Raw genomic sequence first — 19,896 nt, 5'->3', positions numbered from 1 at the left:
AGCACGTCGACCCGGCGGGCCAGCCAGAGTGTCCGCTGGAGGTTGCGCTCCCGCACCTGTTCCTGTCGGGGTTCAGGGCGAGTCCCGTCCGTTCAGGACGCGGCTGTCGCGGACGTCGGCCCGATCGTCTCGGCGGACGGTGGCGCGTCGGGCAGCCCGGCCATCCGGAAGATCGCGTCGCTCTTGACGACCCAGGCGGTGCCGAAGGCGGCCACGGCGAGGGTCTCGCACCACAGCAGCGGCTGGAGGGCGTGGCGGACGTCGGTGGGCAGCGCCCCGCTCGCCAGCGCGCCTGCGATCGCCGCCAGGATGAGCAGGCCGCACGCGCGGTAGCAGCGGTTGGCGGCGCGTCGGGGCGGCACCCCAGCACGGTCGGGTCGGGTGAACAGGAACATGCAGAAGGCGGCGAGCAGGACGAACAGCGACCCGGCGGCGGCCTGGTGCACCAGACCGACCAGCCGGCTGTCGCCTCCGGTCGGCCCGTGTACCGGAAACAGGGCCACCAGGATCGCGAGCGTCCCGGCGATCGTGCCTAACAGGTCGTCCGGCCAGCGGTAGCGGTAGGCGATCAGGAACACCCCGATCGCGCACAGTGCGCCGACGAAGATGTTGCGCATCTCGGTGTGGTAATAGGCGCTGAGCGAGTCGAGGACGACGACGCGGCGGCTGGCGACCATGTGGCCGACCACCAGTGCGACGGGCAGGGCCAAGCCGACCGAGCCGATGCCGAGGCGCAGGTGGCGTACGGTCGCGGTGTCCTGCGGCGGGTTGCCGGGCTGGTGTTTCATGGTCGTCTCCTGGCGCCGGGGTGGCGTCCGGTGAGGGTCGAGGAGACCCGCGCACGCCGCCCCACCAGTGCACATCACACAGAGAGACGGGTCAACCGCTGAGGGTCACTCGTCGTCGGGGTCGTCCAGGCGGGCCAGGTAGGTGGCCAGGCGCTCGATCGGGGTCTCGAACTCGGGGTTGAGGTCGACGAAGTCGCGCAGGCGCTCGCCCAGCCACTCCAGGGTCACCTGCTCGTCGCCCCGGCGCTCGACCAGCTCCTCGATGCCACGGTCGGTGAAGTACACGGCGTACGTCCTCGTGCTCGGCCCGGCGCGGGCCGGGCGGGTCGGTGGTTCGGATGGACCGACGCGAGCCGGGGCAGGACCGTGGGAAACGGCCCTGCCCCGGCTCGCGTGGCGCGGTCAGGTCACGGGCGGGGGAGTGCCGCCTCGATGAGCGCGGTCTGCTCGACCTCGTGGGTCTTGGCCGAGCCGACCGCCGGGGCCGCCGCGGCCGGGCGGGAGATCCGCCGCAGCCGGACGTCGGTGAGGTGCTCCAGCAGGTTGAGCGCCACGAACGACCAGGCGCCCTGGTTGGCCGGCTCCTCCTGCACCCAGGCGAAGTCCTCCGCGTTCGGGAACTGCGCCAGGGCGGCCCGGATCTCCTCCACCGGCAGCGGGTACAGCTGCTCGATCCGGATGATCGCCGTGTCGGTGATGCCGCGCTCCTGCCGGGCCTGGAACAGGTCGTAGTAGACCTTGCCCGAGCAGAGCAGCACCCGCTTCACCGACTCCGGTGCCGGGGCGGCGGTGTCGCGCAGCACCGGCTGGAAGGTGCCGGTGGTGAAGTCCTCCACCGACGAGACGCAGAGCTTGTGCCGCAGCAGCGACTTCGGCGTGAACACCACGAGCGGCTTGCGCTTCGGCGACAGGGCCTGGCGTCGCAGCAGGTGGAAGTAGTTCGCCGGGGTCGTCGGAATGGACACCCGCATGTTGTCCTCGGCGCACATCTGCAGGAACCGCTCCGGGCGACCGGAGGTGTGGTCCGGGCCCTGGCCCTCGTGGCCGTGCGGCAGCAGCAGGGTCACCGCGGAGCGCTGACCCCACTTCACCTCACCGGAGGAGATGAACTCGTCGATCACCGACTGGGCGCCGTTGACGAAGTCACCGAACTGGGCCTCCCAGGCGACCAGCGCGTTGACGTTCTCCACCGAGTACCCGTACTCGAAGCCCATCGCCGCGTACTCGCTCAGCAGCGAGTCGTGCACGAAGAACCGGGAGCGCTCGCCATCGCCGGTGAGCGACTTCAACGGCAGGTAGTCGTCGCCGGTGCGGTGGTCGACCACCGACGCGTGCCGCTGGACGAAGGTGCCGCGCCGCGAGTCCTGCCCGGCGAGCCGGACGGTGACCCCGTCGTGCAGCAGCGCCCCGAACGCGATGATCTCGCCGAAGCCCCAGTCGATGTTGCCCTCGACGGACATCTTGGCCCGCCGGTCGAGCAGCTGCTGGATCCGCTTGTGCGGAGTGAAGCCCTCGGGCAGGTTGACGTGGGCCTCGCCGATCGCCTTCACCACGGCGGCGTCGGTGGCGGTGTCAACCGCCGGCTCCGGCTCCTCCTCGTGGCGGGGGCGGTTGAGCTGGCGCGGCGTGGCGGCGGCGTCCCGGGTGGCCTTGAAGACCTTCTCCAGTTGCGCCTGGTAGTCGCGCAGCAGCTCCTCCGCGTCCTCCACGGTGATGTCGCCGCGACCGATCAGCTCCTCGGTGTAGAGCTTGCGCACCGAACGCTTCGAGTCAATGATCTTGTACATCTGAGGGTTGGACATCGACGGGTCGTCGCCCTCGTTGTGGCCGCGCCGGCGGTAGCAGACCATGTCGATCACGACGTCCTTGTTGAACGCCTGCCGGTACTCGAAGGCCAGCCGGGCCACTCGGACCACGGCCTCCGGGTCGTCGCCGTTCACGTGGAAGATCGGCGCCTGGATCATCCGGGCCACGTCGGTGCTGTAGAGGCTGGACCGGCTGTACTCCGGGGCGGTGGTGAAGCCGACCTGGTTGTTGACCACCACGTGCACGGTGCCGCCGGTGCGGTAGCCGCGCAGCTGCGACAGGTTGAGCGTCTCGGCGACCACACCCTGCCCGGCGAACGCGGCGTCGCCGTGCACCGCCAGCGGCAGCACGGTGTAGCCCTCCAGCTTGAGGTCGATCCGGTCCTGCTTGGCCCGGACGATGCCCTCCAGCACGGGGTCGACGGCCTCCAGGTGCGACGGGTTCGCCACCAGGGACACCTTGACGACGTGCTCGCCGTCCGGGGTGGTGAACTTGCCGTTCTGACCCAGGTGGTACTTCACGTCGCCGGAGCCCTGCGTCGAGCGCGGGTCGAGGTGACCCTCGAACTCCGAGAAGATCTTCTCGTACGGCTTGCCGACGATGTTGGCCAGCACGTTGAGCCGGCCCCGGTGGGCCATGCCGATGACGACCTCGTCCAGCCCGCTCTCGGCGGAGGACTCGAGCACCTCGCCCAGCAGCGGAATCAGCGACTCGCCACCCTCCAGCGAGAAGCGCTTCTGGCCGACGTACTTGGTCTGCAGGAAGGTCTCGAACGCCTCGGCGGCGTTGAGCCGGTTGAGCACGTGCTTCTGCTCGTCGGGGGACGGCTTCTCGTACTTGCGCTCGATCCGCTCCTGGATCCAGCGCCGCTCCTCCGGGTCCTGGATGTGCATGTACTCGATGCCGACGCGCCGGCAGTACGAGTCGCGCAGCACGCCGAGGATCTCGCGCAGCTTCATCCGCTGGCGGCCGGCGAAGCCGTTGACCGGGAACTCGCGGTCCAGGTCCCACAGGGTCAGCCCGTGCTGGAGGACGTCCAGGTCGGGGTGCTTGCGGATGGTGAATTCCAGCGGGTCGGTGTCGGCCATCAGGTGACCGCGCACGCGGTACGCGTGGATCAGCTCGTGCACCCGGGCGGTCTTGTTGATCTGACCCTCGGAGTTGACGGCCACGTCGCGCACCCAGCGCACCGGCTCGTACGGGATGCGCAGCGAGGTGAAGATCTCGTCGTAGAAGCTGTGCTCGCCCAGGATCAGCTCGTGCATGACCTTGAGGAACTCGCCGGACTGCGCGCCCTGGATGATCCGGTGGTCGTACGTGCTGGTCAGCGTGATGACCTTGCTGACCGCCAGCTCGGCGAGAGTCGCCTCGGACATGCCCTGGTAGGGGGCCGGGTACTCCATCGCGCCGACGCCGATGATCGCGCTCTGCCCCTGCATGAGCCGCGGCATGGAGTGCACTGTGCCGATGCCGCCCGGGTTGGTCAGCGAGATCGTGGTGCCGGAGTAGTCCTCCATGGTCAGCTCGTTGCGCCGCGCCCGCCGGACCACGTCCTCGTACGCCTGCCAGAACTGCCGGAAGTCCATCTGCTCGCAGCCCTTGATGGAGGGGACCACCAGGTTGCGGCTGCCGTCCGGCTTGGCCAGGTCGATCGCGATGCCGAGGTTGACGTGCGCCGGGCGGACCACGGCCGGCTTGCCGTTGGCCTCGGCGAAGGAGTTGTTCATCTCCGGGTGCTGGACCAGCGCCCGGACCATCGCGTAGCCGACCAGGTGGGTGAAGCTGACCTTGCCACCGCGCCCCCGGGCGAGGTGGTTGTTGATCACGATGCGGTTGTCGACCAGCAGCTTCGCCGGGACCGCGCGGACGCTGGTCGCGGTGGGCACGCTCAGCGAGGCGTCCATGTTCTGCACGATCTTCGCGGCGACACCCCGCAGCGGGGTGGTCTGCGGGCCGTCGGCGCTCGGCGCGGCGGCCTTCGCGGCCGGCTTGGCCGGTGCGGCCTTCTCCGGGGTGGCCTTCGCGGGCGCGGCCTTGGCCGGTGCCGACGGCGCCGCGGCCGTCTTGCTGGCGGCGGCGGCCGGCTTCGCCGGGGCGCTGGGCTGGCTGACCGTGGCCGCCGGCTCCGGCTGGCCGTCCGGCTCGGGCGCGGCGGCGGGCTTGCCCGACGTCTCAGCCCTGCGCGGTGTGCCGGCGCCGGGCGCCGGCCGGTAGTCGGCGAAGAAGTCGTGCCAGGCCGAATCGACGCTCGTTGGGTCGGCGAGGTACCGCTGGTACATCTCCTCGACGATCCACTCGTTCGGGCCGAAACCCGCCAGTGGGTTCTCCTGCGAAGTCTGCTGGGTCGACACGGCCGGTAATCGCCTCTTTCACGCGGGTTTATGTGTCACGCGGTGTCCGTCGCGTCCAGTTGATGGACCACGGACAGGACGACTCCCAGGCTACGCCGTAAGGATCCCGGCGGCATTTCCGCCTCGGTCGGGTGGCCGGTTTCACAGAAGATGCCAGAAGTTCACCAACCCCTGCGCGACCCGTCGCCGGCTGGTACGGCTGGTACCGCCAGATTGAGTACCGGTACGGATGTCCCGGGCCAACGCCGTCCGCGACGATCGGGCGCATGGATCATGACGGGGTACGGGGGCGCTACGGCCGGAGCATGGCGGTGGCGTCCGGTTGGTACGTCACCGCGATCGCGGCCATGGCGGTGGGCACGACGAGCGTGCCGAGCGCGCCGCACGACGACTGCGCGGCCTGGTTCAGCTGCCTGTCGCCGGGCGAGTCGCTGGTGTTCGTCGCTCTGGTGTGGGGCACGCCGGTGCTCCTCGGGCTGCTGGTCGTGACGGCGCTGGTGACCGCGCTGGTCGTCCGACTCGTCCCCTCGGCGGTGCTCGCCGGCACCACGGCCGCGGTGCTCAGCGTCGGGGTCTGCGCCGCCGTGTACCTGGGTCGCTCGTGAAGCGGCTCGGCCTCGGCGGGCTCTTCTTCGCCTGGCTCTACGGGGTGCCGTTCCTGCTGCTGGTGGGCCTGATCCGGCGCTTGGCCAGGCCGTACACGCCGACCGCGGACGAGGCGCAGGCGTTCGGCGCGACCACGGACGCCCTGCTGACGACCGGGCTCGTGCTCAACGCGGTGCTTCCGGTGCTCGGCCTGCTGCTGGCCGGGTTGGCGGGGGAGGCCCTCTGGCGTCGGCACTTCGCCGGGGCGCTCGGCGGGACGGTGCTGCTGTACGTGGCGGTCGCCCTGGTCGCCAGCCTGACCACCAGTGGGCTGACCGGGCACATTCCCGCCGACCAGGAGCCCGACCCGGTGGTCACCCAGTGCATTCCGATCAGCGGCGGCCGGGGCTGCCCGGGCGGGTGAGGTGCCGGCAGCCCGGCGGGGCCGGAGCCGGCCCGGGGTGGCGGCCGTGCCGCCGCCACCCCGGAACTCGCGTCGGTCAGGAGATGTCGCGCCGACGCATCAGCAGGGTGCCGACCACGCCGGTGACCACCGCGTACCCGATGAGCACGGCGGCGCCCGCCCAGCGCGGCGGGTTACCCGGGATGTCCGCCCCGGTGACCATCAGCGACGAGGCCAGCGACGGCACCAGCAGTTGCAGGTTGTTGATCCAGTCACCCCACCGGTTGGCCAGGATGGTGATCACCAGGATGGCGCCGATCGAGCCGCCCAGGTAGAGCAGGATGCCGGTCACGGTGGCGCCGATCTGGCTGCGGATCAGCACGCCGATGCCGACGCCGAACACCGCCCAGAGCAGGTACGCGAGCAGGTTCAACCCGATCGCCCGCCAGGCCGCGTCGTTGCCCAACTGTGAGTCCACCCCGACGGCGTTCAGCACCGCCGAGCCGGCGATCAAATTGAACACGGTGGTGACCAGCCAGAACAGCAGCGCCAGCACACCCGCCGCGACCAGCTTGGCGATCATCACCGCGGTGCGGTGCGGGTTGGTCAGGAACGTGGTGGTGACCGTCTGGTGGAAGAACTCGCTCGTCACCACGATGATGCCGAGCAGCATCACGATCAGCAGGCCGAAGAACTGCCCGGTGGTGAACAGGTTCGACGAGAGCGCGTCCGGGGTGGCCGCCGCAGCGATCTGGTCCGCCTGCTCGCCCGACACCTCGCCGAGGTTGTTGCTGGTCAACGCGTCGGCCTGCAACCAGTTGATGAGCAGCGTGAGCGCCCACAGCGGCAGGCTGATCAGCGCGAAGACCCACCAGGTGTTGGTGGTACGGATCTTGAGCAACTCGGATCGGACGAGGTTCATCGGATGCCCGCCTTTCCGGCCGTCAGCTCCAGGAAGACCCGTTCCAGGTCGGGCCGTTCGGTGGTCAGTTCGTGCAGCTCCACGCCGGCGGCCAACGCGGCCCGGCCGATCGTCGGGGCGTCCACCCCGGAGACCAGCAGGATGCCCTGCTCGTCGGTGTCGACCGTGGCCGACTGCGCCTTCAACGCGGTGGTCAGCGCCTCGGCCTGCGGGGTGCGGACCCGGACCCGGGCGCCCTGTGCCATCGACCCGAGCACCTGCTCGACCGGACCCTGCCGGACCAGCTGGCCCGCCGCGATGATCACCACGTCGTCGGCGAGCAGCTGCATCTCCGACAGCAGGTGGCTGGAGACCAGCACCGTGCGGCCCTCGTGGGCGAGGTTCTTGAGGAACCCGCGCATCCACCGGATGCCCTCCGGGTCCAGCCCGTTGGCCGGCTCGTCGAGGATCAGCACCCGCGGGTCACCGAGCATCGCGGCGGCGATACCGAGCCGCTGCTTCATGCCCAGCGAGTAGCCCTTGAACTTGCGCTTCGCCGCCGGGGTCAACCCGACCAGCTCCAGCGCCTCGTCGGCCCGGGACTTGGGCAGGCCGGCCGCCGCGCAGATCACCCGCAGGTGGTTGATGCCGGTGCGGCCCTTGTGCGCGCTGGACGCCTCCAGGATCGCGCCGACGTGCCGCAGCGGGTCGGCGAGATCGGCGTAGCGCTGCCCGCTGATGGTGGCGGTGCCCCCGGTCGGCGTGACCAGGTTGAGCAGCATGCGCAGCGTGGTGGTCTTACCGGCGCCGTTCGGGCCGAGGAAGCCGGTCACCCGCCCCGGTGCCACGGTGAAGGACAGGTTGTTCACCGCCCGCACGTTCTTGTACTGCTTCGTCAGACCGGACACCACGATCTGACCGTCGCTGGTGGGGCTTCGCTGCCCGTCAGTCATCGTTCTCCTCCCGTGTGGCGTCGAGGTACGCCGTGGCACAGCGTGACGGTACCGAGCAACAAGGTCAATCAGGCTCGGTCCCTACGGCGTGGTCCCCCTTGGGGTGGAGTCGTCTCCTCCCTGCGGACGACGGCGGGTCCTCAGCGGGCGATCCAGGTGGCCCGGGCCGCGCCGAGCAGCGCGCCGCCGGGGCCGTACAGGCTGGTGTGCACCAGCGCCTTGCGGCCGTCGACACCGATCAGCGCGCCGGTCACCACGCACTCGTCGCCCGGCGCCGGCCGGGCGGTGACCACCGCGGCGATCCGGCCGAGCAGGTACGGGCGGCCCGGCGCGAGCACCGTCCAGCCGCCGGGGCAGTCCAGCGCGGCCCAGACCGTGGCATCGCTGACCTGCTCGGGTGCGCGGAACGGCGCGGCGGTCCGGCCGTCCGGCAACCGGCCGGGGAAGATCCGCAACCCGTCGTTCCGGCTCGGACCGCAGACAAAACACTCTGGGTACGGATGCTCGACGAACCCGGGGTAGCGGGTCGACGCCTGCACCGCCGTCTCCCGGTCGACCGGCGGCACGACGGCGTCCACGACACCGGCGGGGCGGACCTCGGCCACCAGCTCGCCGGCCGGGTCCCGGACCTCGCCGTCGACCAGGCTCAGCGCCGTCTCCAGCGGCGGTGGCCGACGCAGCGTCACCTCCACCGGTCCGGATCCACCGGCGGCGGCGGCGAAGAGGCCGGCGCTCCAGCCGCCGTTGCCCGAGCCGGTGGGCCCGTTGTAGCGGGACTCGATGCGCATGGGCGACCTCCGTGTGGCGTGGGGCGGCGCCGTCGCCGGCCCGCTGGGCAGCCTCGCACGGACCGGGTCGGAGGCATCCGCCGGCCGGCGTTCATCCGATCGACACCAGTGGTGCGATCCGATGGCAACCCGGGGCACCTACACAGATCCCATGGCCGTTCTGCATGTCGCTGGCGCACCCCTGACGACCAGCGGATACACCCTGCTGATCGCCGACGACCCCACCCAGGTCGCGGCCGCGCAACGCCTGCGTCACGAGGTGTTCGCCACCGAGTTGGGTGCCACCCTCGCACCCGGCGGCGCCGGGTTGGACGTGGACCCCTTCGACGTCCACTGCGACCACCTCATCGTCCGCGAGGACAGCACCGGGCAGGTGGTCGGCACGTACCGGTTGTTGCCGCCGGGGCGTACCGACCGGCGGTACGCCGAGGACGAGTTCGACCTCGGCGCGCTGGACCCGCTGCGCGACGACCTCGTCGAGACGGGTCGGTCCTGCGTGCACCCGGACCACCGCTCCGGTGCGGTGATCAACCTGATGTGGGCGGGGCTCACCCGCTACCTGCACCTGCGCGGCTCCCGCTGGCTCGGCGGCTGCGCCTCGGTGCCGGTCGACGACGGTGGTCGGACGGTCGCCGGGGTGTGGGCCCAGGCCCAGGCCCGGCACCTGTCGCCCCCGCCGTTGCGGGTGCGCCCACTGCGCCCGTGGTTCGCCGAGCCGGCCGCCGCCCCGGCTGCCCCGGCCTGCGCCACCGACCCGGCCGCTCGGGTGGCGGTGCCGCCGCTAATGCGTGGTTACCTGCGGCTCGGCGCGTGGATCTGTGGTGAGCCCGCGTACGACCCCGACTTCGGGTGCGCGGACTTCTACGTGCTCTTCTCCCTGGACCGGATGAGCCCGCGCTACCTGCGGCACTTCCTGGGCGGGGACCAGCGGTGACCCTCGGAGCGCGGGACCTGTGGCGGCCCTTCTCGGGCTGCGACGACGACTGCCTGCCGGCGGCCGGCGAGGTGCCCACGGTGCCGGTGGTTCGCCGGGTGCTCCGGTTGGTCGCGGCGAGCGGGATGCTGCTGGCCGGGGTGGGAGTGGCGGTGCTGCTGCCCGTGCTGCCGGCGCGTGAGCGGCAGGCGGTGCTGCGCGGCTGGGCCCGCGGCACCGTTCGCGCGTTCGGCGTCCGGCTGGTGATCCGGGGTCGGCTGCCCCGGCGGCGCGCGCTGCTGGTCGCCAACCACGTCTCGTGGCTGGACATCCTCGCCGTCCTGGCGGTCGCGCCCACCCGCATGGTGGCGAAGCGGGAGATCCGGTCCTGGCCGGTGGTCGGGCTGCTCGCTGCGGCGGCGGGCACGGTCTTCGTGGACCGGTCCCGGCCGCGGGCGCTGCCGGCCACCGTGCGCCGGCTCGCCGACACGCTGCGCGCCGGCCGGTCGGTCGCGGTGTTTCCCGAGGGTACGACCTGGTGTGCCGGGGACGGCGCGGACGGGTGCCGCCCCGGGGGCGGCTTCCGGCCCGCGATGTTCCAGGCCGCCGTCGACGCGGGCAGCCCGGTGGTGCCGCTGCGGCTCGGGTACCGGTGCGACGCCACCGGCGCGGTCACGACGGTCGCCGCCTTCCTCGGCGCGGACACCCTGCTGTGCTCGGTCGCTCGGGTGGTCGCGGCGCGGCAACTGGTGGTGTCGGTGACGATCGCCGCCGCGCTGCACCCGGCTGGCGACGCCGACCGGCGGTTGCTGGCCCGGGCCGCCGAGTCTGCCGTACACCTGATGCCGGTTGTCCCGACGCGGACCCGGCTGCGGCCGGTCCCCACCATGACCCCGGCGGGTTCCGTGCCGCAGGTGCCTGCCGGCCGGGACCTGGACCTGGCGGCCTGAGAGGAGGATTCATCGCTTGAACACGCGCCGATTCCGGCGCCGGAGTAGGTCGGATCGCCCTTTGCTCTGCTTCAACCCACGCAACACTTGCGGCCCGCTTGTGTTGCCTGGGTTGAAGCAGAGCAAAGGAGGCGACCGGAGCATCCCTTCCCCTCGTCGTTGGAAGGCCGGGGCTGGTGGCTGGCGCCGTGGTCAGGGTCGCGGTGACGACTCGCGACAGTCTTGTGTGTCGCGATGTATCGCGTTAGGGTTTCCTCGTCGGCGCGCGTGGGCGCGTCGCCGAGGGGAGGACGTCATGGCCGGATGGACGGTCGACAGCCCGCAGCGGCTCACCGTGGACGGCCCGGTCACCCGGCTGGACGTCCGCCTGATCAGTGGACGACTCAACGTCGTCGCCACCGACGGCCCGACCCGGATCGACGTCACCCACGTCGGCCGTCGGCCCGTCCTGATCGACCACTCCGACGGCCGGCTCACCATCCGTCAGGAACGCGGCCACGGCTGGTCGGAGGTCCTGCGGTGGTTCCAGATGATCCACCGCTATCCGCGGGTGGACGTCTCCGTCGCCGTGCCCGCCGATGTCCTCGCCGACCTGGACCTGGTCTCCGGGTCGCTGGTCGCCTCCGGTCTGCGGCGGCAGACCACGGCCCACGTCGTCTCCGGCCAGATCACCCTGATGGGCCTGCGCGGCAGCACCTCCGCGAAGATCACCTCCGGGCCGGTGGAGGCGCTCGGCGTGCGCGGTGACCTCACCCTGGAGACCGTCTCCGGGGAGGTGACCCTCGCCGACAGCGCCGCCGACCGGGTACGGGCGCAGACCGTCTCCGGCGCCATCACCTGCGACCTGGACAACCCCCGACGCAGCGAGATCCGGCTCACCACCATCTCGGGCAGCATCACCGTCCGGGTCCGCGAGGACAGCGACCTCGCCGTCCGGCTGAACACCGCCTCCGGCCGGATCACCAGCGGCTTCCCGCAGGTGCGCAACTCGCGATTCCCGCTTCCGAGCAGCGAGGGGGTGCTCGGCGCCGGCGAAGGTAAGCTCTGGGCCTCCGCGACGTCGGGGAGCATTTCGCTCCTCGCCCGACCGGTGACCGCCGACGAGGAGGAGTTGCCGTGACCGCCGTGTTCAGCCACGGGCGGCTCCGGCTCTACCTGCTCAAGCTCCTCGACGACGGCCCCAAGCACGGCTACGAGCTGATCCGCCTCCTGGAGGACCGGTTCCTCGGGCTCTACGCGCCCAGCGCCGGCACCATCTACCCCCGACTGCAACGGCTGGAGGCCGAGGGTCTGGTGAGCCACACCGCCGCCGGGGGCCGCAAGACGTACGCCATCACCGACGCCGGCCTCGCCGAGCTGCGCCAGCGCGCCGGTGAGCTGACCGCGTTGGAAGCGGACATCGCGGCCTCGGTGGCGGATCTCTCCACCCTGGCCGGCGAGATCCGCAGCGAGGTGCGCGGCTCGACGCGCGACCTCAAGCGGGAGCTGAGCGAGGCCACCCGGCAGACCCGGCGTACGCGGTGGGAGCCCCCCGCGTCGCCGTACCGGCCCCCGTCGGCCGACGTGCCGCGCGCCGCCCTGCTCGACGAGTTCGATCAGCGGCTGGCCTCGTTCACCGCCGAGGTGAGCCGTCTGGCGCGGGCGCGGCAGTTCAGCGACACTCAACTGCGCACGGCGATCCGGCTGCTCGACGGCGCCCTGGACGGGCTGCGCCGGCTGCTGCGCTGACGTCCGCCCGCCCGCCCCGGCGACTCACAGGTTTTTTCCAGCGAGCGTCCAGCGCCGGTGCAGTGAGGTCACCGATGATTGGGCCCATGCCCGCTACCCAGACCGAGGCGCGACTTCTCGTCGTCGAGGACGACCCCAACATCCTCGAACTCCTCTCCGCGAGCCTGCGCTTCGCGGGCTTCGACGTGGCCACCGCGACCAGCGGCAGCGCGGCCCTCAACGCCGCCAAGGACCACCGGCCCGACCTGGTCGTGCTCGACGTCATGCTGCCGGACCTGGACGGCTTCGAGGTCATCCGGATGCTGCGCGAGGGCGGCACGCGTACCCCGGTGGTGTTCCTGACCGCCCGGGACGCCACCGACGACAAGATCCGCGGGCTCACCCTGGGCGGCGACGACTACGTCACCAAGCCGTTCAGCCTGGAGGAGCTGACCGCCCGGATTCGCGCCGTGCTGCGCCGCACCACCACCGGCGAGCAGGCCCCGTCCCGGCTCACCTTCGCCGACCTGGAGCTGGACGAGGAGACCCACGAGGTGCACCGGGCCGGGCAGCGGGTGCAGCTCTCGCCGACCGAGTTCAAGCTGCTGCGCTACCTGATGCTCAACGCCAACCGGGTGCTGTCCAAGGCGCAGATCCTCGACCACGTCTGGAACTACGACTTCCGTGGTGACGACAACATCGTCGAGTCCTACATCTCCTACCTGCGGCGCAAGGTCGACACCACCCAGCCTCGGCTGATCCACACCCTCCGCGGCGTGGGGTACGTGCTGCGCAAGCCGGCGGCGTGAACGCGGTCCAGCAGGCCAAGGGGCGGCTGCGGGGCGTACCGCTGCGGGTGAAGCTGGTCGCCTCGGTGCTCGCGCTGGTCTCCGGTGCCCTGGTGGTGATCAGTGTCTCGACCGCGTACTTCCTGCACAGCTATCTGGTCGGCCAGATCGACCTCGAACTGCGGGACTCGGCCAACCGGATCCAGTCCATCACGCCGAAGTCGACAGGTGTCTCGCTGCCGAGCGACTACCTGGTGGTGTTGACCAGCCCGACCACCGGCAAGGTGCAGATCTCCGTCTACGACGATTCTCGCTTCTCGGTGAGCGATCTGCCGCCGTGGCCGAGCGACGCCGCCGGGTTCCAGACGCAGGAGCAGAGCCACGGTGATCCGTTCACCGTTCGCGCCCGGGACAGCTCGGTGCGCTGGCGGATGCTCTACACGGAGCTACCCAGCGGTCAGATGGCGGCGATCGGCGAGCACCTGACCGACGTCGACCTCGCCGTCAAGCGGCTGGCCTGGATAGACCTGCTGGTCGGCGGGGCGGTGCTGATCCTGCTCGCGTCGGTCGGCGCGGCGATCGTGCGGACCAGCCTCAAGCCCCTCGTGGAGATCGAACGGACCGCCGCCGCCATCGCCGGCGGCGACCTGACCCGCCGGGTGCCCGACCCCGAAGAGGGCCACGAGCATCCCACCTCCGAGCTGGGCCGGCTCTCCCGCGCGCTGAACGCGATGCTCACCCAGATCGAGGCGGCGTTCACCGCCCGGGCGGCCTCGGAGACGGCGGCCCGCTCGGCGGAGAGCACCGCCCGGGACGCGGCCGCCGCCGCCCAGGCGTCCGAGGCGCGGGCCCGACGCTCCGAGGAGCGGATGCGGCAGTTCGTGGCGGACGCCTCGCACGAGCTGCGCACCCCGCTGACCACCATCCGTGGCTTCGCCGAGCTGTACCGCCAGGGCGCGGCCCGCGCGCCGGAGCAGACCGCCGGGCTGCTGCGCCGCATCGAGGACGAGGCCGCCCGGATGGGTCTGCTGGTGGAGGACCTGCTGCTGCTCGCCCGGCTGGACCGGGAACGCCCGCTCTCGCTGGCCCCGGTGGAGCTGCCGGTGCTGGCCTCCGACGCCGTGCAGGCGGCGCGCGCGATCGCTCCGGACCGGCGGATCGAGCTGGAGATCGAGCCCGGTTCCGGCCCGCTCGTCGTCTACGCCGACGACGCGCGGCTGCGGCAGATCATCGGCAACCTGGTGACCAACGCGCTGACCCACACCCCGCCGGAAGCCGACGTCAGCGTGCGCCTGCGCGCCGAGCCGGGCAACCTCGCCGTCGTGGAGGTGGTCGACACCGGCCCCGGTCTCTCCCGGGAACAGTCCGAGCGGGTCTTCGAGCGGTTCTACCGGGCCGACGCGGCCCGGACCCGACGGGCCGACGGCAACACCGGCACCGGCCTCGGCCTGGCCATCGTGGCGGCGCTGGTGGCCGCCCACCACGGCTCGGTCGAGGTGCTCGAGACACCCGGTGGCGGAGCCACCTTCCGGGTCCGGCTGCCGCAGGTGCCCAAGGGCGACGACCCGGGCGAGTGACTTTCAGCCAACTTCCAGGACGGTTCCAGGTTGGTTGCAGTGCCGGGGGAGAAGGTAGTCCCATGACCGAGTTCGAGTCCGACCCGCAGCGCCGGCCGGCCCCCACCGACGCCGAGCCGTCGCACCCCACCGCCGAGCTGCCGCGCGACGCGCGCGCGCAGTCCGACTCTCCGACCACCCCCGTTCCGGTCGTCTCGACCGACGGGGACACCGCGCCCACCGTCGCCACTCCGGCCGCGTCCGCCGCCCCCGACGGACCGACCGGATCCGCCCCCCACACCGGGCAACCGACCGGGTACGAGCCGCCGACCGTGGGCCAGCCCACTGGGTACGAGACGCCGGCCGCCGCCGGTGGATCCGCGCCGCCGTACCCGGTCTCCGGCCACCCGGCGCCCGGCCACTCCGGCCAGCCTGGCTACCCGGGCCAGCCCGGCTACTCCGGTTACCCGCAGCCGGCCGCCGGCCAGTACCCGGGCGCCGGCTGGCACGCGGGCCAGCAGTCCGGCTGGGCCGGCGGGGGCCAGCCGGGCGCGGCCTACCCCCAGCACGCCCAGCACCAGCAGCACCCGCAGCACCAGCCGGGGCAGCCCGTGCCGCCCTGGGGTCCGCAGGCCACGCCGCCCGGCGCCGGGCCCCGGCCGGGCCGGATCGCCAAGTTCGCCGGCGCCGGCGTCGCGGTGTTCGCCCTGATGCTCGGCTCCGGCGTCGCCGGTGGGGCGCTCGCGCTCGCCCTCGACGGCGACAACGGCGGCGTCACCCGCACCTACTCCGCGGCTCCCGTGCTCAACAGCGCCGACCTGCCGAAGATCGCCGCGTCCGTACAGGACAGCGTCGTCTCCATCGCCACCGACAGCGGCGAGGGCTCCGGCGTGGTGCTCAGCGCCGACGGTTACGTGCTCACCAACAACCACGTGGTCGCCTCCGCCAGCGGGGACACCGTGCAGGTCGTCTTCGCCGACGGCAAGAACGCCCAGGCGAAGATCGTCGGCACCGACCCGAAGACCGACCTGGCCGTGGTCAAGGCCAACGGGGTGAGCGACCTCAAGCCGGCCACGTTCGGCGACAGCGACGCCATGCAGGTCGGCGACCAGGTGCTCGCCCTGGGCAGCCCGCTCGGCCTCCAGGGCTCGGTGACCGCGGGCATCCTCAGCGCCCGGGACCGCACCATCCGGGCCGGCGAGGGCCAGCAGCAGGACCCGAACCAGCAGAGCCAGGCGGTCAGCTCGATCTCCGGGCTGCTGCAGACCGACGCGCCGATCAACCCCGGCAACTCCGGTGGCGCGCTGGTCAACACCCGGGGTGAGGTGATCGGCGTCAACACCGCCATCGCCACCTCCGGGCAGAGCACCGGCAACATCGGCGTCGGCTTCGCCATCCCCAGCAACAAGGCCAAGGACGTCGCCGGCAAGCTCCAGCGCGGCGAGAAGGTCAGCCACCCGTCGCTCGGGGTCGGCGTCAACCAGGCCGAGGGCGGCGGCGCGCTGATCGCCTCGGTCACCGCGGGCAGCGCCGCCGAGAAGGCCGGCCTGCAGCGCGGCGACGTGGTCACCCGCTTCGGCGACAAGGTGATCAACGACTCCGACGACCTGGTCGGCGCGGTGCAGGCCGGCAAGGTCGGCGACCGGGTCGAGGTGCACTTCAAGCGCAACGGCGCCGAGAAGACGGCGACCGTGACGCTCGCCGAGACGTCCTGACCGACAACTGAACCTGCCTCCTCCCTCCGGCGGCGGGTGGCGGGGCCGAGGGGGTCGGCTCCGTCACCCGCCGCTTTTTTCCGCCCGGACGGCGGTTCACCCTCTTGGGGTGAACCGCCGTCACCCGTGCGAGCGGCACGGTCGGCAGGCGAGCCGGCGAGCGTACGGGGGGTGGGCCGTGAGCAGGGTGGATGTCGACGACGACGAGTGGATCCAGCGCGAGGTCCTGGCCGAGCTGGCCTGGGATCCGCGGCTGCGACCGAACGAGATCGGGGTGGCCGTCGACCAGGGAGTGGTCACCCTGACCGGTTTCGTGGACGGCGCGGCCCGTGCGTGGGCGGCGACCCGCTGCGCCCAACGGGTGCGGGGGGTACGCGTGGTGGCCGACGAGATCGAGGTACGCCTGCCGGGGACACCGGGGCGTACCGACGGCGATATCGCCCTCGCCGCGGCCCGGGCCCTGGAGTGGGACAGTTTCGTGCCCGCCGAACGGCTGGACGTCACCGTCGCCAACGGCTGGTTGATGCTGCGCGGCGAGGTCGAGTTCGGGTGGCAGCGCCGGGCCGCCGAGGGGGAGCTGCGCCGGCTGGACGGGGTACGGGGAATCACCAACCTGGTCGAGGTGCGGCCGTCCGCGCCACCGGCCGGCGAGCGGCTGCGGCAGGACGTCCGACGTGCCCTGGCGCGCACGCTCGGCGCCGAGCGGGTGACGGTGGAGGTGGACGGCGACACGCTGGTCCTCGCCGGGGTGGTCCGCTCGTGGTGGGAACGGGACCAGGTGGATCGGGTGGCGTGGTCGGCGCCGGGCGTACGAGCCGTGCACGACCAACTCCTGGTCGGCGGGTAGGCGTCCGTCTTGTCCGGTTTACCGGAGGCCGGGTGGGGAAACCGCCGCGGACCATGCCGACCGACGGCGATACCCGATCGGGGATCAACGGGGAGGACTCGTGGCCGTGAACCACCCGCCCGCCGACCGCTCGCCGCAGCGGTCGTTGCGCATAGCGATGGTGGTCCCGCCATGGCTGTCCGTGCCGCCGCCCGGTTACGGCGGCCTGGAGCAGGTGGTGGCCTGCCTGGTGGACGAGTTGTCCGCGCACGGCCACGCGGTGACGCTGTTCGGTGCCGGCGAGCAGCACGGCACCGACGCCAGCGGCTTCGTCTCCACCGTCGCCGAGGTCCAGTACGAGCGGCTCGGCGAGTCGCTGCCGGAGCTTGCGCACCTGGCCCGGGTGAACCGCATGATCACGCCGGCCGACTTCGACGTGATCCACGACCACACCACGATCGGCCCGCTCGTGGCCGGCCGCCGGTCCGTGCCGACGGTGGCGACGGTGCACGGCAACCCGGTGGGGGAGTACGGCGACGTGCTCGGCGAGGCCGGCGAGGACGTCGCCCTGGTGGCCATCTCGCACGCGCAGCGCCGACTCAACCCGAGCCTGCCCTGGGCCGGCACCGTGCACAACGCACTGGACCTGCGTGGCTTCCCGCGCAAGACCGCGCCCGGCCCCGGGCCGGTGCTGTGGTTGGCCCGGTTCAGCCCGGACAAGGGCCCGGACATCGCCATCCGCGCCTGCCGGGAGGCCGGCCTGCCGCTGCTGCTGGCCGGCAAGTGCAACGAGCCGGCTGAGCGGCGCTACTTCGAGCAGGTCGTCGCGCCGCTGGTCGACGAGGACGTGTCCGTCGTGCTCAACGCCGACCGCGCCGAGACCCTGCGGATGCTCGTCGACGCCCGTTGCCTGATCATGCCGATCCAGTGGGAGGAGCCGTTCGGCATGGTGATGGTGGAGGCGATGGCGACGGGTACGCCGGTGGTCGCGCTCGACCGGGGCGCGGTGCCCGAACTGGTTCGACCCGGGATCACCGGGCTGGTCTGTCGGCAGCCCGCCGAGCTGCCCGCCGCACTGCTGGCCGTTCGGGAGCTGGACCCGCTGGACTGTGTGGCGCACGTCGCCGAGAACTTCTCGGTCGAGCGGATGGCGTACGGCTATGAGGACGTCTACCGGCGCTTCGCCCTCGGGCGGCCCGCTGCCCGCGAGACGGCCCCCGTCGCGGTCCGTTGACGGTGTCGCCCCGGTTCAGACCCGGGCCGCGCCCAGCTCGGCGATGGCGGCGTCCAGCCGCTGCGCGTACGCCGGGCTGATCGCCCCCTCGCCCAGCCGGACCGTGACCTTCTCGCGCAGCCGGGCCACCGGTCGGGCCAGCTCGTCCCGGCCGGAGCCGGCGGCGGCCAGCAGGTTGCGCAGCTCGTTGCGCAGGTCGAGGCCGACATCGTCGCGGATCTCCCCGTCGCGTAGGCCGGCGTCGATCAGCCCGTCGACACGGTTGGCGGCCTCCACGAGGGTGCCCGGCTCGCCGGTGGGCGCGCGGGTGGCCGGTGGCGACGACGGTGCCGGGGTCGGCCGGGACGGCTCGGTGGCCGGCGGGTCGGTCGGCGGGTCGGGCGGCACGGGCGTCGCCGGGCCGGCCGACGGCTGGGCCCGGCGATCCGGCTGCCGGTCGGGCAGCAGTGCCGCACCGGCCAGCGCCACACCGACGGCCAGCACCACCGGGATCAGGAGCAGCAGCGCCACCCGCCGGCGGGACCGGCCGGGCCCCGCACCGGACAGCGCCGTCACCTCGTCCGCCAGCGGTGCCGTCGCGTCGCCCGCGTGCGCCGTCCCCGCGGCGCTCAGCGGCGGGGTCGTCGTCGACGGCGGCAGGGCCAGGGTGGGCACCCGGATCGTGGCGGTCGGTGGGTCGGGCGGCGGGAGGTGGCCGCGCAGCTCGGTGGCGAGCTGCCGGGCCGTCGGCCGGTCCGCCGGGTCCCGGGAGAGGCTCCGCAGGCAGATCCGGGCCACCGCCGCGGGCAGCTCCGGCACGTCGGCCAGGGTCGGCGCCGGGCCGCCGGCCAGCGCGGCGCTGAGCTGCTCCCAGGTGTCCGCCGGGTAGGGCACCCGGCCGGTCAACGCCTCGTGCAGCAGCACGCCGAGCGAGTAGACGTCGGTGGCCGGCTGGGCGGGTGCGCCATGGAGCCGTTCCGGGGCCACGTACGCCGGGGTGCCGAAGGTGCCGCCGTCCTCGTCCTCGTCCGGGGCGCCGATCCGGGTGGCGATGCCGAAGTCGAGGACCTTCACCCCCATCGCGGTCATCATGACGTTGGCCGGGGTGATGTCGCGGTGCACGATGCCCAGCCGGTGCGCGGCGGCCAGCGCGTCCGCGACCTGGGCGCCCAGCTCGACCGCCTCCGGCCACGGCAGCGGGCCCTCGGTGAGCCGCAGCTCCAGCTCCTCGCCGCTGAGCAGCTCCATCACCACGAACGAGGTGATGGTCCCGTCCGGGTCGACCGTCTCGCCGTAGTCGTGCACCGCCGTCACGTGCGGGTGCACCAACTGGGCGGCGGCGCGCGCCTCCTCCCGCACCATGTCGCGGAACCGCGCGTCGGCGGCGAGTGACGGCGCGAGCACCTTGAGCGCCACGACGCGGTCGAGCACCTCGTCCCGCGCCCGCCAGATCACCGACATGCCGCCGGAGCCGATCTGGTCGATGAGTCGGTACCTGCGGGCCAGCAATCGGCCCGGATGCAGCGCTGCCTTCACGGATCGCACCTGCCCTCGGGGGTGGGAGCCGTATCAGGTTGCGCGAATGTGTCCTGCCTGTCAACGGCCGATGTGCCAGATGGTGGCGGACGGCGGGCGGGGTGCGCCCACCGCCCG

The 19,896-nt window shown here is 72.5% G+C and carries 18 protein-coding genes; 11 read left to right on the top strand and 7 right to left on the bottom strand.

Annotated features, from left to right (window positions below; genetic code table 11):
• Window positions 1–92: 92 nt before the first annotated feature.
• From ACFYPH_RS25275 to ACFYPH_RS25265, 3 genes are all read right to left on the bottom strand, one after another.
• A complete protein-coding gene (locus ACFYPH_RS25275; protein WP_355138037.1) occupies window positions 93–788 on the bottom strand; it encodes a DUF998 domain-containing protein in 696 nt (231 codons plus the stop codon).
• A gap of 105 nt (window positions 789–893) precedes the next feature.
• Window positions 894–1,073 carry a DUF6104 family protein gene (locus ACFYPH_RS25270; protein WP_355063637.1) on the bottom strand — a complete coding sequence of 60 codons (180 nt, stop codon included), beginning with the start codon at window positions 1,071–1,073 and terminating at the stop codon, window positions 894–896.
• A gap of 122 nt (window positions 1,074–1,195) precedes the next feature.
• On the bottom strand, window positions 1,196–4,945 hold the full coding sequence (locus ACFYPH_RS25265) for a multifunctional oxoglutarate decarboxylase/oxoglutarate dehydrogenase thiamine pyrophosphate-binding subunit/dihydrolipoyllysine-residue succinyltransferase subunit (protein ID WP_387185092.1): 3,750 nt from the start codon (window positions 4,943–4,945) through the stop codon (window positions 1,196–1,198).
• A gap of 266 nt (window positions 4,946–5,211) precedes the next feature.
• Between ACFYPH_RS25265 and ACFYPH_RS25260 the strand changes: the two genes are divergently transcribed.
• On the top strand, window positions 5,212–5,550 hold the full coding sequence (locus tag ACFYPH_RS25260) for a hypothetical protein (RefSeq protein ID WP_354858503.1): 339 nt from the start codon (window positions 5,212–5,214) through the stop codon (window positions 5,548–5,550).
• A complete protein-coding gene (locus ACFYPH_RS25255) occupies window positions 5,547–5,954 on the top strand; it encodes a hypothetical protein (protein WP_354858505.1) in 408 nt (135 codons plus the stop codon). The genes ACFYPH_RS25260 and ACFYPH_RS25255 overlap by 4 nt, the downstream gene beginning before the upstream one ends.
• A 76-nt stretch (window positions 5,955–6,030) precedes the next feature.
• Here the strand turns inward: ACFYPH_RS25255 and ACFYPH_RS25250 are convergent, their stop codons facing one another.
• From ACFYPH_RS25250 to ACFYPH_RS25240, 3 genes are all read right to left on the bottom strand, one after another.
• Entirely contained in the window at window positions 6,031–6,855 is an 825-nt protein-coding gene (locus ACFYPH_RS25250) for an ABC transporter permease (RefSeq protein ID WP_355063631.1), read from the bottom strand.
• Window positions 6,852–7,787: an ABC transporter ATP-binding protein gene (locus ACFYPH_RS25245; RefSeq protein WP_355063629.1), complete on the bottom strand. Its 936-nt coding sequence runs from the start codon at window positions 7,785–7,787 to the stop codon at window positions 6,852–6,854. The genes ACFYPH_RS25250 and ACFYPH_RS25245 overlap by 4 nt, the downstream gene beginning before the upstream one ends.
• A 140-nt stretch (window positions 7,788–7,927) precedes the next feature.
• Complete coding sequence (locus tag ACFYPH_RS25240; RefSeq protein WP_387185087.1) at window positions 7,928–8,575, bottom strand: hypothetical protein; 648 nt, start codon at window positions 8,573–8,575, stop codon at window positions 7,928–7,930.
• A 151-nt stretch (window positions 8,576–8,726) separates the two neighbouring features.
• On the opposite strand from ACFYPH_RS25240, the gene ACFYPH_RS25235 reads away from it, so the two are divergent.
• The 9 genes from ACFYPH_RS25235 (at window position 8,727) to ACFYPH_RS25195 (ending at window position 18,264) form a co-directional block, all read left to right on the top strand.
• Window positions 8,727–9,509 (top strand): GNAT family N-acetyltransferase, encoded by a 783-nt coding sequence (locus ACFYPH_RS25235; RefSeq protein ID WP_387185084.1) that lies wholly within the window; start codon window positions 8,727–8,729, stop codon window positions 9,507–9,509.
• A complete protein-coding gene (locus tag ACFYPH_RS25230; RefSeq protein WP_354858516.1) occupies window positions 9,506–10,438 on the top strand; it encodes a lysophospholipid acyltransferase family protein in 933 nt (310 codons plus the stop codon). The genes ACFYPH_RS25235 and ACFYPH_RS25230 overlap by 4 nt, the downstream gene beginning before the upstream one ends.
• Before the next feature lie 295 nt (window positions 10,439–10,733).
• Window positions 10,734–11,558 carry a DUF4097 family beta strand repeat-containing protein gene (locus tag ACFYPH_RS25225; protein ID WP_354858518.1) on the top strand — a complete coding sequence of 275 codons (825 nt, stop codon included), beginning with the start codon at window positions 10,734–10,736 and terminating at the stop codon, window positions 11,556–11,558.
• Entirely contained in the window at window positions 11,555–12,166 is a 612-nt protein-coding gene (locus tag ACFYPH_RS25220) for a PadR family transcriptional regulator (RefSeq protein ID WP_355063622.1), read from the top strand. Before ACFYPH_RS25225 ends, ACFYPH_RS25220 begins: the two co-directional genes overlap by 4 nt.
• Before the next feature lie 86 nt (window positions 12,167–12,252).
• Window positions 12,253–12,954 carry a response regulator transcription factor gene (locus ACFYPH_RS25215; RefSeq protein WP_030336721.1) on the top strand — a complete coding sequence of 234 codons (702 nt, stop codon included), beginning with the start codon at window positions 12,253–12,255 and terminating at the stop codon, window positions 12,952–12,954.
• On the top strand, window positions 12,951–14,510 hold the full coding sequence (locus ACFYPH_RS25210; RefSeq protein WP_355063620.1) for a HAMP domain-containing sensor histidine kinase: 1,560 nt from the start codon (window positions 12,951–12,953) through the stop codon (window positions 14,508–14,510). The genes ACFYPH_RS25215 and ACFYPH_RS25210 overlap by 4 nt, the downstream gene beginning before the upstream one ends.
• Before the next feature lie 62 nt (window positions 14,511–14,572).
• Entirely contained in the window at window positions 14,573–16,204 is a 1,632-nt protein-coding gene (locus ACFYPH_RS25205; RefSeq protein WP_354858524.1) for a trypsin-like peptidase domain-containing protein, read from the top strand.
• A 187-nt stretch (window positions 16,205–16,391) separates the two neighbouring features.
• Window positions 16,392–17,051 carry a BON domain-containing protein gene (locus ACFYPH_RS25200; protein ID WP_354862682.1) on the top strand — a complete coding sequence of 220 codons (660 nt, stop codon included), beginning with the start codon at window positions 16,392–16,394 and terminating at the stop codon, window positions 17,049–17,051.
• Between the two features lie 100 nt (window positions 17,052–17,151).
• The gene (locus ACFYPH_RS25195) at window positions 17,152–18,264 is read left to right on the top strand and encodes a glycosyltransferase family 4 protein (RefSeq protein WP_387185077.1); all 1,113 of its coding nucleotides are present in this window, start codon (window positions 17,152–17,154) and stop codon (window positions 18,262–18,264) included.
• A gap of 15 nt (window positions 18,265–18,279) precedes the next feature.
• On the opposite strand, the gene ACFYPH_RS25190 is transcribed toward ACFYPH_RS25195, so the two are convergent.
• The gene (locus ACFYPH_RS25190) at window positions 18,280–19,779 is read right to left on the bottom strand and encodes a serine/threonine-protein kinase (protein WP_355138026.1); all 1,500 of its coding nucleotides are present in this window, start codon (window positions 19,777–19,779) and stop codon (window positions 18,280–18,282) included.
• Window positions 19,780–19,896 lie beyond the last annotated feature (117 nt).

Origin of the sequence: Micromonospora sp. NPDC005252 (genome assembly GCF_042872475.1) — a bacterium.
Lineage (GTDB): Bacteria > Actinomycetota > Actinomycetes > Mycobacteriales > Micromonosporaceae > Micromonospora.
This window is presented reverse-complemented; position numbering and strand designations above follow the sequence as displayed.

Coding starts and splice junctions, on each gene's coding strand:
- ACFYPH_RS25260 (WP_354858503.1), top strand. CDS start 5,212: ATGGATCATGACGGGGTACGGGGGCGCTACGGCCGGAGCATGGCGGTG.
- ACFYPH_RS25275 (WP_355138037.1), bottom strand. CDS start 788: ATGAAACACCAGCCCGGCAACCCGCCGCAGGACACCGCGACCGTACGC.
- ACFYPH_RS25225 (WP_354858518.1), top strand. CDS start 10,734: ATGGCCGGATGGACGGTCGACAGCCCGCAGCGGCTCACCGTGGACGGC.
- ACFYPH_RS25205 (WP_354858524.1), top strand. CDS start 14,573: ATGACCGAGTTCGAGTCCGACCCGCAGCGCCGGCCGGCCCCCACCGAC.
- ACFYPH_RS25250 (WP_355063631.1), bottom strand. CDS start 6,855: ATGAACCTCGTCCGATCCGAGTTGCTCAAGATCCGTACCACCAACACC.
- ACFYPH_RS25240 (WP_387185087.1), bottom strand. CDS start 8,575: ATGCGCATCGAGTCCCGCTACAACGGGCCCACCGGCTCGGGCAACGGC.
- ACFYPH_RS25215 (WP_030336721.1), top strand. CDS start 12,253: ATGCCCGCTACCCAGACCGAGGCGCGACTTCTCGTCGTCGAGGACGAC.
- ACFYPH_RS25245 (WP_355063629.1), bottom strand. CDS start 7,787: ATGACTGACGGGCAGCGAAGCCCCACCAGCGACGGTCAGATCGTGGTG.
- ACFYPH_RS25235 (WP_387185084.1), top strand. CDS start 8,727: ATGGCCGTTCTGCATGTCGCTGGCGCACCCCTGACGACCAGCGGATAC.